The following is a 13337-nucleotide window of genomic DNA, read 5'->3' on the forward strand; positions in this document are numbered from 1 at the left end:
CGAACGGCTAAGGGTTTTACCTGGTTTTTCAGGCATGCTGTGACGAACTAAGATCGCAAAGGACGGCTTATTCAGAAGGTCTGGTTCACCATGAAACTCATTGCTGACCCGTTGTTTTCAGAAGCGTCGGCGCCGCCGCAAGTACCGCGCATGCTTCTGCAATACGCCTCCGATCAGGGTGTCGATGCCGAGCGCCTATGCCGCGGTCTGGGTTTTGCCGCCGATGACCTCAAAAGGCACGGCTACCTTTTGTCTCATCGGCAAAGCAATCTGTTGGTGCGCCGGACCATCACGCTGCTGGGTGACAATGGGCTGGGTCTGGCGGTCGGCGAGCGCCAGACGGCCGTGTCCTTGGGCATTGTGGGGCTGGGCATGCAGGCCAGTCCTACGCTGGGCGACGCGCTGGATCTGGCCGTTCGTTATCAGAAACATGCCGGCGCCCTGCTCTGCCATCGCATGGAGCTGCATGAAGGCCGCTGCCTGACGTACATCGTGCCGCAATTCTTTGACCCGGATGTCATCGGTTTCTATCTGGAAGAAGCGCTCGCCAGCGCCATGGCGATCGTTCGTCACCTGACTGGCCGCGACGATCTGGTGCCCAGCCGCGTTGAACTCGAATACCCGGAGCCGGAACACGGGCGTCGGTATGAAGAAATATTTCGCTGCCCGGTGATATTTGCCGCCGCTCATAACCTCATCGAATTCGAGGCGCAGTGGCTCGATATTCCCTTGGCGACACGCGACGATTTTGTGGCCCATGAAGTGGCAGAGCTGCTGGACAGCGCAAGCTGGGAAGACAAAGGGACTTCCGACCTGGTGGAAACAGTGCAGCGGGAAATACGCAAACGTCTCTGCGTACCGCCGTCGCTCAGCGAACTGGCCAGACAACTCAACATAGGCGAACGCACATTGCGACGCCGTCTGGAAGCCGCAGGACAGTCCTATCAGGGCGTCATCGATGCCCAACGCCGGGCCAGAGCGTTGTCGCTGCTGAGTCACCGTGAAGCGAGGCTGATTGACGTGGCAAGCGAGACCGGCTTCAGTGATATTCGTGATTTTCGTCGAGCCTTCAAACGCTGGACCGGCGTCACGCCCCGGGAGGCAAGACGCGAAATTCAGCAGTTTCGCAAAGACATCCAGCGGCCCTTTTCGTCCTGACACGCGGTACTCGCCGGCACACCACCGCAAGGCCGCCAAGGCCCCCTTTTACGTCCGCTCATCCCCTGATCGTTCTGGCATCCGTTGTTTAACGTAGCGCTGCTCTCAATAAAACCTCAAACAAGAGATAGGCCGTCATGACAGATCGAGTGCTTGTGACCGGGGGTGGCGGTTTTGTGGCCTGTCACTTGATTCAGCAGCTGCTCGCTAACGGCAGCACAGTGAACACCACTGTTCGCCATCTTGCGCATACGGCGAAAGTGCGCCCGTTATTGACCTTGCAGAAACAATACCCCGGCCGTCTGCATTTATTTGAAGCCGACTTGCTGGCAGAGGGCACTTTCGATCTTCCCATGCGCGATTGCTCGGTCGTTCATCATGTGGCATCGCCGTTCCTGCTGCCCGAAAAAATCAAGGACGGCCGCCGTGACATGCTGGAGCCTGCGCTGCAAGGCACCCGGAATGTCTTGCAGAGCGTCGGTAAAACGCCGAGCGTAACGCGGGTGATCATGACCTCGACGGTCGGCGCCATTTTTTGGCGATTACATTGATGTCATGCACATGAAGAACAAGACCTTGACCGAGGACTACTTCAATACCAGTAGCACCCTGGAATCCAATCCCTATCATTACGCCAAGGTAGAAGCGGAGAAAGAGGCGTGGCGGCTCTGCGAGGCGCAGAACCACTGGCGTTTGGTCACGATCAATCCGGGAATGATCCTCGGCCCCTCGCTTACACCGGCGTCAGACTCCGGCAGCCTGTTCCTTCTGGATGAGATGTTTCGTGGTTACTTCTTTTACGGCATGCCGGATCTGAGCCTGACGACGGTCGATGTCAGGGACGTGGCAAAAGCCCACATCAATGCAGCACATCACGCTGGGGCTAGCGGGCGTTACATACTCGCTGAACAACAGATGATGTCTTTTGTGGATATCGCGAGGATTGTACGGCGCCTGCATCGACGCCCCTGGCTGTTGCCGCGTTACCAGATCCCGAATGCCATCGTGCGGATGATCGGCCCGTTCTTCGGGCTTACTCAGGATTATCTGAGCAAGCACCTGAGCATTCGTTTTGTGGTCGATAACCGGCGCAGCGTGGAAGAACTGGGCATCACGTATCGATCCATCAAGGAAACGCTGACGGATCACTACCGCAGTTGGGAGTTGCAACGCCAGCTTGAAAAGTAGCCGTCATTACGCGACGTTTCAAATCGCTACGTGTAGGTCATTACAGGCGCCTCGCTCGGCCGGTCCGTTGCCCTGACCGGTCCGTTACGCTCGCCCATTGCCAGCAGCGCTGTCACTTGGGCCAACGGCAGTGGCCGCCCAAACAGGTAGCCTTGAGCAAAATCGCACTGATGAGCGGTTAACCAGTCTGCCAGTTGCTCGTGTTCCACGCCTTCGGCGGTGATTTTCATGCGCAAGCTCTTGCCCAAGGCAAGAATCGCCTTGACCATTTCATTCTGATTAGCCAAGGACGTGTCAAAAAAAGACCTGTCGATCTTGATTTTGTCGATGGCCAGTTTGGTCAGGTGATAAAGCCCTGAATAGCCTGTACCGAAATCGTCCAGCGCGACACTCACGCCCATCGCGCGCAGACGTTCCAGGTTCAAGCGGGCGCTGTCGACGTTGGCCACAAGGGCATTTTCCGTCACTTCCACTTCCAGTCGGTTCAGCGGAAATTTGCCTTCGCTGGCCAGGTGCTCCAGCCATTCTGGGAAGTCGAGGCTTTCGATCATCAGCGAGGTGACATTGATCGACAGCGTGAAGTCGCTGGGCCAGTCGCGCGCTTGCTCAAACGCCTGGAGCAGAAGACATTCAGTCAGTTGTTTGATCAGCCCTAGCTGTTCCGCCACCGGTATGAAGTCCAGCGGCAGGATGATACCGCGCTCGGGGTGCAACCATCGCGCAAGCAGTTCGAACCCTGCGAGGCGTTGATCGGGAAGACTGACGATAGGCTGATAGAACGGCTGGATATGTTTCTCTTCAATCGCGTGCTTCAGTTCCTGCGCGAACAATTCCTGCAGGCGCTGTTCACGCTCAAAACCGACTTCGTAGAAATGAAACGTGGCCCGGCCGCTGCTTTTACCGCGGTACATGGCGTTGTCAGCACGTTGCAGCAGGATGTCGGCATCGGAACCGTCCAATGGGAAAACGGCAACGCCCAGGGACGCACTGAGGGTGACACGCGGTAAACCGGCGTTGGACGCTGCAATTTTTGCCAGCACGCTTTCAGCCAGTGTGGCCAGCTCGGCATGATTGAAGTCACCGCTGACCGCCAGGCCAAACTCGTCACCGCCCAGCCGCGCCACCGAAGCCTGCAAGCCTGCAGTCGCCTCTCGCAGGCTTTCCGCAACGGCGCATATGGCCGCATCTCCCACCGCATGCCCGTGGGTATCGTTGATCAGTTTGAATTTATCCAGGTCGATCAGGAAGACAGCCGTCTGCATAGAAGTTTGCTGCAAGCGAACAACCAGTTGATCGTGAAATACACGGCGATTGAGCAGGCCAGACAGTGGATCGTGGCGTGCCAAAGAGTCGCTGAGCGCCTGTGCCGCCAGCAAATCGTTGTAGCTGCCTTGCAGCCGTTGCATCAGGCGTGTCAACAGTATGAGCGGCACGATCATCAACAGCAGCGCAAACGCGGTCGACGTCAATACAAAACGCCAACGCTCAGCGTTTTCGAAGTCCGCGTCATAAGGTAAATCCAAGACGTACATGGCGAAGGATTCAAGCTTGAACTCCCACGCCACTGCCAACAGAAAGATGGAAAACAAATAAAACCACAACACGGCGTAAAGGTATTTACGGACCATTTGCGGGTCGCGGATGAATGACATAAGGGCTGCGCTCGAAAGACGACTGGGGTGACGGCTATAGACAGGTTATCGGTTGCCAGGCGTCAGTCTTGAAGACACACCGCACTCCACGCGCTACCTGCTGAAGGGCAACGGCTCCGGGCAACACGGTTGACGTGGAGCCGGAGCCGATCAGTCAGCGAGAAACTAACTCGAGCGCTGATTGACAAAACGACTGACGGCCTTGACCACGGTGTTCGCGCCTTGCTGGATTTCCTGAATGACGCGATCTGCGTCATTCGCCAATACCAGTGCCTCGGAAGCCTGCTCGGTGCTGCGTACGATGACGCCTACTGCCTCTGAAGCCAGGTTTTGATTCGTCTTCACGACGTTTACGATTTCCTCTGCGGCTTTGCTCGTGCGAGAGGCCAACTGCCGCACCTCATCGGCGACCACAGCGAACCCCCTGCCCTGTTCGCCCGCCCGTGCAGCTTCGATAGCTGCGTTCAACGCGAGCAGATTGGTTTGCTCGGCGATACCGCTGATGGTTTTGATGATCGTTCCAATCACCTGGCTTTGAGAGTCAAGTGCCTCGATCCCTCGCGTCGCCTCTTCCATCGATACCGTCAATTGGCCCAGCATCTGAAGCGTATCGTTAATTACTTTCCGCCCCTGCTGTGCGCTGCTGTCCGTATCGATGGATGTTTGATAGGCCATCTCCGAGGCTTCGGCAACGGCTTTCTCACGTTCGACCTGCTCAGTAATAACCGTCGCAAACTTTGCAATTTTATAGAGTTTGCCGTTGGCGTCGGTAATAGGGTTATAAGACGCTTCAAGCCATACATCGCGGCCCGCTTTGTCTACCCGTCGAAAACGGTCGACGATGAACTCGACACGGCGCAGTCTTTCCCAAAAACGGGCGTAGGCCTCAGAGGCAGATTCTTCAGGCAAACAGAACAGCTTGTGATGTTTCCCCTTTATCTGATTCAACTCGTACCCCATCGCTTTCTGGAAGTTGTCATTGGCGCTAATGACAATGCCATCCAGGGTGAAGTCGATCACGGCCGTGGACCGTTGCAACGCATTGACGAGTGCTTCATTTTCACGCGAGGCCTCGATGGTTCGCGTCAAAACGCTTGAGTACAAGGTGATCTGCTCGACGCCACCCGTCTCGTTTTTGAAGGGCACGACCACCGTCCTCAACCACACCCTGGCCCCAGTCTTGCTGATCAGCCGCAACGTGCCGCTGAAATGCTTGCCGTCCCGAATCGCAGCCAGCGCACGCTGCTGATGAACATCACCGCTCAGCTCTGGCGGGCTCAGCTCGGAAAGACTGCGTCCGGCGATCTCGCCTTGAGAATAGCTCATCTCCGTCTCGAACAAGGCATTGGCAGACTGCACCTTGCCCGCCGCATCCAGAACGACGGCAACGGTCTCCAGATTCAGAATTTGCCCTGCTTGTTCAAGCATGGCGAGGCGGCGCTCCAATGCCTTGTTGGTACTTTTCAAACGCGAGTTAAACATTGCGACTATCCGGGGCAGTTTGGGCTTGCAACCTTCATCGGTCACCGGGGTAAAACCTTGAGTGCGTATTCAAACTAAACATTGAAAAAAAGCCGAGTATTTATTCTAAAAACTAGTTTAGGATCCCACCTGCCAATTTACGTATATATACGAACTTACGGCATGACGAGCGGTTGTAAGGGGGTGATGAACGAAGTTGCAAATGAGCGGTCATTCATTGCCCAGCTGAACAATAGCTGAACAAAAAGCCTGCTACGACGGCCTGTCATCAGACAGAACGTTACAAAGGAGTTTTACTCGTGTCAGAACCCTGCATTCGTCCTCTCGCGCTTTGCGTTTTCCACCATCACGGAAAAATACTGGTTAACCCCTTTTACGACGCGGTCGAAAAGCGAAGCTTTTTTCGCCCTGTTGGAGGTGGCATCGAGTTTGGCGAACGGAGCATTGATGCCATCGTTCGCGAGGTGCATGAAGAATTGAGCCTCTCGATCAGCAACATTCGCTTGATTGGCACGTTAGAAAGTATTTTCACCTATGCGGGCAAGCGAGGGCACGAGATAGTCCAAGTCTACGATGCAAGCTTTGATGATGCAGCAGTCTACGAAAAACCCTGGCTGGCGGGCATTGAAAGCGATGGCGCAACGTTCAAAGCCACATGGCATTCTGGTTCCAGCTTCACCGACGCAGCTGCGCTGGTGCCTGAAGGACTGTCCGACCTGCTCAGGAAAGCATGTCTGCTGGATTGAGTGTCCAGGCTGGAGACAGCGCTTTCTGATCGGCACCCTCGGTGCAAACAGCGTCAACGTAAAAACGTAAGGCAATCGCGTCAGCCCGTTTAAATGCTTTCAAGAACGCCTACTGCCCCTCATTCAACCGCTCCAAAAACTCCTCACGCCGTTCTCTGTCAGCCCCCTCCTTCGCCAACAACCCGGGCAACAGCTCGTTCGCTTGCTGCGGACTCAGGATAAATACTCCGTCGTCATCGCCAATCGCAATATCGCCCGGGTTCACAACCACCCCACCGATGTTGATCGGCCCGTTAAGCTCACCGCTCTCTCCAAGGCTTCGGGTGGTGACGGCGCTGATACCACGGCTGAATACCGGCAGGCGATGTTCGCGCAGGGCGGCGACGTCTGTGACGGCGCCGTCGACCACCACGCCGGCCACCCCTTTGATCAGACCGGCCAAGGTGCGCAGTTCGCCCCAGCAGGCGCAATGCGCGTCGCCGATGCATTCGATCACCAGCACATCGCCGGGCAGGCTGTTCAGCAGTGCGTCGCGAAGGATGCTGCCGTCGGGCAGGTGGACTTTGACGGTGACAACATTGCCAACCATCCGGGCGCCGTCGAACAACGGCCTGAGCCCGTGCAGATAACCGCGGTCGGTCAAGTGGCCGATAGTGGACGCCGCGATGCCGCGAAACTGCTCAATGACGGCGTCGCTGAGCTGTTGCTGACGGTGTGCAATTTGTGTGTTCATCGACATTTCCTGGGCCTCAGCAGCGGGCAGGTTGAGCAGTATTCGACAGGCTGGCTGGCGTCGTAATAAAAGCAGCAGGTGCGGCGGAAGCGGATGCTTTTGCCCTCCGACTCAAGCAGCGTCGGCGGCCGTCGGAAGTGTTTCAGCGGGTTGTAGCTCAGCCCGAACAACGCGGGGTCGGCCTGATTCAGCAGCCAGTCGAAGTCGTCCTCGCAGCGCTGTCGTATCGTCGGGTCTTCGACCTTGTCCATGCGTTTGTCGTACAGCGAATAGACGCGCACGGCCGTGTTTTCCCAGAGAATGCGCCGGGAAATACCGGTCACACGGTTGAACGTTTCCCACAGCGGCTGGAGCAAATCCCGAAACAGGGTGCCGGCGATCATTTCACGCCACGCCTCGCGGGCGTCCGGCTCATGCCCCGCTGGCGTCACGTCGACCAAGGGCATTGAAGAGGTCCAGAGGCCATCATCGTGTGCGTACTCGATCACGCTGTTGTCCAGCGACAGAATCAAACCTTTGTCGTAGACCGACAGGGCGTACAGGCAAGCGCCCGTGCTCAGAAAGGAGAAACGCTTGGCCAGCAATGACGCAGTGATCGCCAACGTCGGAGAGCCGATGATCGGCCCCAGTGTTGTCAGTAACTGTTCGCAGACCTGATCGTCCAGCAATGCCCTTGCGGGCAACGAACGTGGGTCACACGTATCTGCCTGTTTGAGCCGCAGCGCTGTGGACAGCAGCGCCCACTCGGATTGACTGAAGTCGCACGTCAGGCTCATTTCGGCAATTCCCGGCCAAAGGGAATGCACAGCGGCGTGCCAAAAAACGGGTCGGCAATGATCCGGCAATTGAGACCGAAGACCTGTTTGACCAGCGCTTCGCTGAGGATGTCGGCGGGCCGACCTTGGGCAAATGCGCGGCGTTCGTGAACGGCCACCATGTGATCGGCGTATCGGCAAGCCAGGTTCAGGTCGTGCAAAACCATGACGATGGTTTTGCCTTCCTGACGATTGAGGTCGCGCAACAGGTCGAGCACTTCGATCTGGTGGGCCAGGTCGAGAAAGGTCGTCGGCTCGTCCAGCAACACAATGTCGGTGTCCTGCGCCAGGGTCATGGCGATCCAGGCGCGCTGACGCTGGCCGCCTGACAAAGCATCGACCGGCCGTTCGGCCAACGCCTGCATGCCGGTCTGTGCCAGGGCGCGTTCGACCATCGCCTCATCCTGCTCGGACCATTGCTGCATCCAGTTCTGATAGGGATAACGCCCCAACGCCACCAGTTGACGCACGCTGATGCCTTCCGGAGCGCTGGGCATCTGCGGCAGAATCGCGAGTTCACGCGCCACGGTGGCAGTGGATTTCTGGTGGATGTCCGCACCATTGAGCACCACGGTGCCCTGCTGCGGCTTGAGCAGGCGCGCCAACGACTTGAGCAAGGTGCTTTTGCCGCAGCCGTTGCTGCCGATCAACACGGTGACCTGGTTTTCGGGCAATTGCAGATCGAGGCTGTCGATGATCACCTGGCGCTGGTAACTCAGGGTCAGGTCGTGGGTTGCGATGGACGCCATCCGTAATTCCTTAATGCCGCTGGTTGATCAATAGATACAGAAAAAACGGTGTGCCCAGCACCGCGACAAAAATGCCTGCGGGCAAATCCAGCGGCAGGAACAGCGTACGCCCGGCCAGATCGGCAAGCATGACCAGATTGGCACCGATCAGCGCGGCCATCAGTGCCTGACCGGTAAAGCCCGGTGGCATCAGCCGTTTGGCAATGTGCGGCGCGATCAGCCCGACAAAAGCAATGGCCCCGCCCCAGGCGACCGCAAGCCCCGCCAGCGCAACACTCACCAGCAACAGCCCGGCGCGCAACCATTGCACGCGCACGCCGATGCCTTGGGCCAGGTCGTCATCCAGTTGTTGCATCCGCACCTGACGGGCGAGCAACACCAGCAGCGGCAGGGTCGCCAGTAACCAGCCGGCCAGGGCACGCGGCTCGGGCCAACTGGCACCATACACGCTCCCGGTCAGCCAGACGTAGGCCGACAAGGTGGTGGTCAGCGGGCTGAACACCAGAGTGAAGGTGGTCACCGCCGCCAGCAGGGCCGACACCCCTACCCCGATCAACACCATGCGCAAGGGCGAAGCGCCTTGATTCCAGGCCAGTAGGTAGATGACCAGCGCAGCGAGGCCTGCCCCGCAGACGGCCGCCAGCGGCAGAAATTGCGCGCCCAGTGCGGCCGAGAAAAACGACAGATACAGCACCGCCGCGGCGCTGGCACCGCTGGTGATGCCCAGCAGGTCCGGCGAGGCCAGCGGGTTGCGAATGATGCTTTGCAGGATCAGACCGGACACAGCCAGGGCTGCGCCCACCAGAGCCGCCAGCACCAGACGCGGCAGGCGCAATTGCTCGACGATGAACACCAGGCTGGCGTCCGCATGGCCGGAAAGCACGTTCAGCAGGGTCGCAGGCGACAGATTGATCTTGCCCACGGCCAGCGAACACAGCACTACCAGCAACGTCAGCGCCACTGCACCCGCCAGACGCGTCAGCACGGTCAGGCTGAACTGCCGGGAGAAGCCGCGATAACGCAGCGTCAGGTGCTTATCCATAACGCGCTCCTCGCCGGACCAGCGCAATGAAGAATGGCGCGCCGAACAGCGCGGTCATGACCCCTACCGGGACTTCCTGAGGCAGAATCACCACGCGCGCCAGCGTATCGGCGAGCAGCAAAAGCGTTGCACCCAGCACCGCGCAGCCGGGCAGCAGCCAGCGATGGTCGATGGACAGCGTCTTGCGCACCATGTGCGGCACCAGCAACCCGATGAAACCGATGCTGCCGGCCAGGGCCACGGCGCTACCGGCCAGAACAATGATCACCAGGCTCATCAGCACACGAATCAACCCCGTCCGCTGGCCGAGCGCCGTGGCGATGGCTTCGCCGGTATTGAGCACATTCACCTGCCCGGCCAGCACCAGCGACCCGCACAAGGCGAGCACCACGCACATCAGCAGCGGCGCAGCGGTCGTCAGATCGCGCTCCGACAATGAACCGGCCAGCCAGAACAGCACGGTGTCCAGGCCGTCCTGATTGACCACCAGCAATGCCTGGCTGAAGGCCGTGAACAGCGCCGTGATCGCGGCACCGGCCAGCACGATGCGTAACGGATTGAGACTGCCCTGCCCGCGGTTGCCGATCACCCAGACAAGGGTCCCGGCCACCGCCGCACCTATAAAGGCACACCACAGCCATTGGCTCATTGACGTCAGGGTAAGCAACGACGAACAGGCGATGATTGCAAACGTCGCCCCCGCATTGATGCCGAACAAACCCGGCGAAGCCAGCGGGTTGCGCGTCAGCGCCTGCATGAGTGCCCCGGCAACCGCCAGACTCGACCCCACGGCGACGGCCATCAACGTGCGCGTCAGCCGGGTATCGAGCAACACATGCTGGAGCGGGTTCAGCGTGTCTGGCTGCCACAGGCTTGCAACGATGGCCGGTGGCGAGATCCAGACGGCTCCGGTCGCCAGACTCAACCCCATGCATGCCACCAGCATCAACAACCCAAGACCCAGTTTCATGGCGACCGTCATGTGGGGCGGGCCGCCATCACCACCTGGGCGATTTCATCGAGCATGCGATTGGCACCGAGAATGCCACCGGACAGGCTCCAGGCGACGGCATCGACGCGCCACACCTGATTGTCCTGAGGGGCACGCAGTTGTTGCCAGAACGGGTGCTGGACCAGCTTGTCGTAGTTTTGCTGCGCGGCTTTGCTGTCCGCGCGCTGGAAGATGAAGAACAGGTCGGCATCGACCACAGGCAAACTCTCTTTGCTGCTGAGTTTAAGGGAGACGCCGCGAGCCTCGCGGGCGGCAGGTGTCCAGTCAAAGCCCAGTTCGGTGAGTACCGAACCGGCAAAACTGGCGGGCAGATAGCTGCGGATGTGATCTTCGCGAATATCGAGCACCGAGACAGTGATGGGCCAGCGACCGGCGAATTTCGCCTGCAACTGACCTCGCAATTCGGTCACACGCCGCTGCCATTCGCCGAGCAGTTGCATGGCTTGCGGCTGGCGATTCAGTGCCGCGCCCATCATGGCCAGCGTGCGCTTGAATTCGAACACCTCTTCAAGCATCAGCACCGGACAGATCTGCTCCAGCAACGGCGCAATGCGCTGATGGCGAAAGCGTGATGCAACGATCAGGTCTGGCTTGAGCAAGACAATGTCTTCCAGGCTCGGCTGGGTTTCCAGACCCACGTGCGGCACTGCGGCCAGCGCAGGGCGCAAGTAGCGGTACATCGGTTTTTCGCTCCAGGAGTCCACGACACCGCATGGCGTGACACCCAGCGCCACGGCGCTGTCGGAAGCGCCTTGAAACAGGGTGACGACCCTTGACGGCGCAGCACGCAAAGACGCTGCCCGGGCAAACCCGGGCAGCGCCAATAACCCCAGCGAGAGGCGCAACACTGTGCGCCGCGAAGGATGCAGGGTTCGGTCAGGTGTCACGGCGCAACCTGTGGAACGGGTTGACCACCTGACCTTTGCCGAACGGCATGCTGCCGGGGCCGCCAGCGCGTTCGATCATCGGTGTGAGCAGCAGTTTTTGTGGCCAGTTCGGTGCTTCGAACAGTTGATGCCTGATCATTGCACGTGCCTCGTCGTCGAATTCGATGGTTGTGATCAGATTATCCAGAACATCGCGCAGCACAGTCCACAACGCCGTGACCGGCACTTCGTAAACCTGGGCCAGCGTGTCCATGATTGCCCGCACGTTGACCTGAATGCCAAGGGTCTGCAACCAGAACAGCAGGTCCTCAGGGCGGTCATGATAAAGGGTATTGGCATGACCTTTCTTGATTCTGTATTCCGGGTCGTGCATGCCGTTGCGTTCCAGCCACGGCACAAAGATACGCAATGAGTCGTGATCCCGCAGCAGCAGCCCTTGCGCCTCACCGGCTTTCCAGACCATGACCGCATTCTGGCCGTGTACCTCACCGAGCATCCCGAGGCGGAACATGCGCAGGTTGATGTCGAAGAAACTGTGGCTCAGTTCGCGGAACAGCGTCAGCACCGAGGCCTGATTGTGCGGCAGGCTGCGGTAGTCCATCCATTCATCGAAGAAATGCCGGTTGCTGCCCGGCAACGGCGTGCCCAGCGCGGCCATCGGCAGCAGGCGGCACTCAGGGTCGTTCAGCAAGGCCGAAGGGTACTGTCGCACCATCGCCGACAGGTGCCGTGGCGCTTCGTCGAACAGCGTGGCTTGCGGCGGCATGAACGCCCACCATTTGCCCTCGTCGCACAGGTGCAGCGAGCGACTCAGGGTTTCGTCCTTGCCCACGACCTCACGCAGCAGTTTCTCGCTCAGTTCACCGTTGATCATCTTGACGGCTGGCAGGTAACGGGAAGCGCCCAGGGAATAGATCGCCATCGGCAGCTTGAGGTAATCGGCGCTGTCGAAGCACGGCGTCATCGAACGCAGTGACGACGTGGCATGCACCGTGGCCGCGTTGAACGTCAGGCGCTGGCAATCGCCCTTGGCGAACACGTCGCCCAATTGCACGTCCAGCACATGTTCGAACTGCCAGGGATGGACCGGCAGCGCCACGTGACTGTGCGCAATGCCACGCTGCTGCAGCTCCTGTTCGAGATCGGCCTGCAGGTTTTTCGGCAGCAGATAACCTGCGGGGAACGAGGTCTTCAGATCCCCTACGCCGCCCCCGCATTGCAGCAGGGTCTTGTCGACGGCGACCCAGTTCAGCGCCACCGGCTGGGCAAACTCGGCCTGATACTGTTTGTATTCCTGCTCGCTCAGGCCCTGCTTGGCCTTGGCCAGCGGGTGATAAGGCCGATCACGCAGCGACGCCCACTGTTCCATCGTGCGGAAGAACGTGGCACCGTCCTGCGCCATCAGGTCTTGAAGGTCGACCTTGTGGTCCAGCGACAGCGCGGTTTGCCACACGCTGATGCGCAGGACATCAAGAAACAGCGCAATGCCTTTTTCGTTTTCCTGGCGCTCGCTGCCCTGTAGCTGGGTGGCCTTGCCGGCAAACACCCACTTCATGAAGTCTTCCGGCGACAACTGCGTCCAGCGCTCGTCCTGGCGGCCCAATACCGGCGTGCCGGGCACTTTCTCCCATTGCTGGGTGATGCCGGGGCGCAACGCGATACTGATGAAACGCTGCTCGGCTGCATCGCAGCACCATTCCCAGATTTGCTGGGTGGCGCTCTGCTCTGCCAGTGTCGGGGCCTGCGGGTGACGCGATTGCCAGTGAGCGGTGTCCTGCAGGTTCAATGGCTCACGGCCAAAGAAATCTTCGGCCAGCAGGCAATCAACCAGGTCCTGCATGACCAGGTCAGCGGCGAGTGAAGTGAAGTTCAT

At 59.1% G+C, this 13337-nt stretch carries 13 protein-coding genes and 1 pseudogene; 4 read left to right on the forward strand and 10 right to left on the reverse strand.

Annotated elements, in window-relative coordinates; all coding sequences use genetic code 11:
- The first annotated feature begins 90 nt into the window (after window positions 1–90).
- The 3 genes from BW686_RS03900 to BW686_RS27050 all read left to right on the forward strand — a co-directional run bounded on the left by BW686_RS03900 (window position 91) and on the right by BW686_RS27050 (window position 2346).
- Window positions 91–1158, forward strand: coding sequence for an AraC family transcriptional regulator (locus BW686_RS03900; RefSeq protein ID WP_084914388.1), 1068 nt, complete (start codon window positions 91–93; stop codon window positions 1156–1158).
- 137 nt (window positions 1159–1295) lie between these two features.
- On the forward strand, window positions 1296–1709 hold the full coding sequence (locus BW686_RS27045) for an NAD-dependent epimerase/dehydratase family protein (RefSeq protein ID WP_256898127.1): 414 nt from the start codon (window positions 1296–1298) through the stop codon (window positions 1707–1709).
- Between the two features lie 10 nt (window positions 1710–1719).
- Complete coding sequence (locus tag BW686_RS27050; RefSeq protein WP_256898128.1) at window positions 1720–2346, forward strand: hypothetical protein; 627 nt, start codon at window positions 1720–1722, stop codon at window positions 2344–2346.
- Window positions 2347–2372: 26 nt separating this feature from the next.
- Here BW686_RS27050 and BW686_RS03910 read toward each other — a convergent pair whose 3' ends face one another.
- From BW686_RS03910 to BW686_RS27385, 3 genes and pseudogenes are all read right to left on the reverse strand, one after another.
- Window positions 2373–3878, reverse strand: coding sequence for a putative bifunctional diguanylate cyclase/phosphodiesterase (locus BW686_RS03910; RefSeq protein ID WP_256898195.1), 1506 nt, complete (start codon window positions 3876–3878; stop codon window positions 2373–2375).
- Between the two features lie 285 nt (window positions 3879–4163).
- Complete coding sequence (locus BW686_RS27380) at window positions 4164–4673, reverse strand: methyl-accepting chemotaxis protein (protein WP_373270982.1); 510 nt, start codon at window positions 4671–4673, stop codon at window positions 4164–4166.
- Window positions 4674–4703: 30 nt separating this feature from the next.
- Window positions 4704–5480: pseudogene (locus BW686_RS27385) on the reverse strand (PAS domain-containing protein); the annotation flags it as partial.
- Between the two features lie 299 nt (window positions 5481–5779).
- On the opposite strand from BW686_RS27385, the gene BW686_RS03920 reads away from it, so the two are divergent.
- Window positions 5780–6226 carry an NUDIX hydrolase gene (locus BW686_RS03920; protein WP_084914396.1) on the forward strand — a complete coding sequence of 149 codons (447 nt, stop codon included), beginning with the start codon at window positions 5780–5782 and terminating at the stop codon, window positions 6224–6226.
- 109 nt (window positions 6227–6335) lie between these two features.
- Here the strand turns inward: BW686_RS03920 and BW686_RS03925 are convergent, their stop codons facing one another.
- From BW686_RS03925 to BW686_RS03955, 7 genes are read right to left on the reverse strand one after another with little or no spacing between them, the layout of a single operon-like run.
- Entirely contained in the window at window positions 6336–6959 is a 624-nt protein-coding gene (locus BW686_RS03925; RefSeq protein WP_084914399.1) for an RraA family protein, read from the reverse strand.
- Window positions 6956–7735 (reverse strand): IucA/IucC family C-terminal-domain containing protein, encoded by a 780-nt coding sequence (locus tag BW686_RS03930; protein ID WP_084914402.1) that lies wholly within the window; start codon window positions 7733–7735, stop codon window positions 6956–6958. The genes BW686_RS03925 and BW686_RS03930 overlap by 4 nt, the downstream gene beginning before the upstream one ends.
- On the reverse strand, window positions 7732–8523 hold the full coding sequence (locus tag BW686_RS03935) for an ABC transporter ATP-binding protein (RefSeq protein ID WP_084914404.1): 792 nt from the start codon (window positions 8521–8523) through the stop codon (window positions 7732–7734). The genes BW686_RS03930 and BW686_RS03935 overlap by 4 nt, the downstream gene beginning before the upstream one ends.
- Window positions 8524–8533: 10 nt before the next feature.
- Window positions 8534–9565 carry a FecCD family ABC transporter permease gene (locus tag BW686_RS03940; protein WP_084914408.1) on the reverse strand — a complete coding sequence of 344 codons (1032 nt, stop codon included), beginning with the start codon at window positions 9563–9565 and terminating at the stop codon, window positions 8534–8536.
- Complete coding sequence (locus BW686_RS03945) at window positions 9558–10547, reverse strand: FecCD family ABC transporter permease (protein WP_084914410.1); 990 nt, start codon at window positions 10545–10547, stop codon at window positions 9558–9560. The genes BW686_RS03940 and BW686_RS03945 overlap by 8 nt, the downstream gene beginning before the upstream one ends.
- Complete coding sequence (locus BW686_RS03950) at window positions 10544–11464, reverse strand: ABC transporter substrate-binding protein (protein WP_084914413.1); 921 nt, start codon at window positions 11462–11464, stop codon at window positions 10544–10546. Before BW686_RS03950 ends, BW686_RS03945 begins: the two co-directional genes overlap by 4 nt.
- Window positions 11454–13337 (reverse strand): IucA/IucC family protein, encoded by a 1884-nt coding sequence (locus BW686_RS03955; protein ID WP_084914415.1) that lies wholly within the window; start codon window positions 13335–13337, stop codon window positions 11454–11456. Before BW686_RS03955 ends, BW686_RS03950 begins: the two co-directional genes overlap by 11 nt.

Source organism: Pseudomonas syringae, assembly GCF_002157375.1.
Lineage (GTDB): Bacteria > Pseudomonadota > Gammaproteobacteria > Pseudomonadales > Pseudomonadaceae > Aquipseudomonas > Aquipseudomonas syringae_T.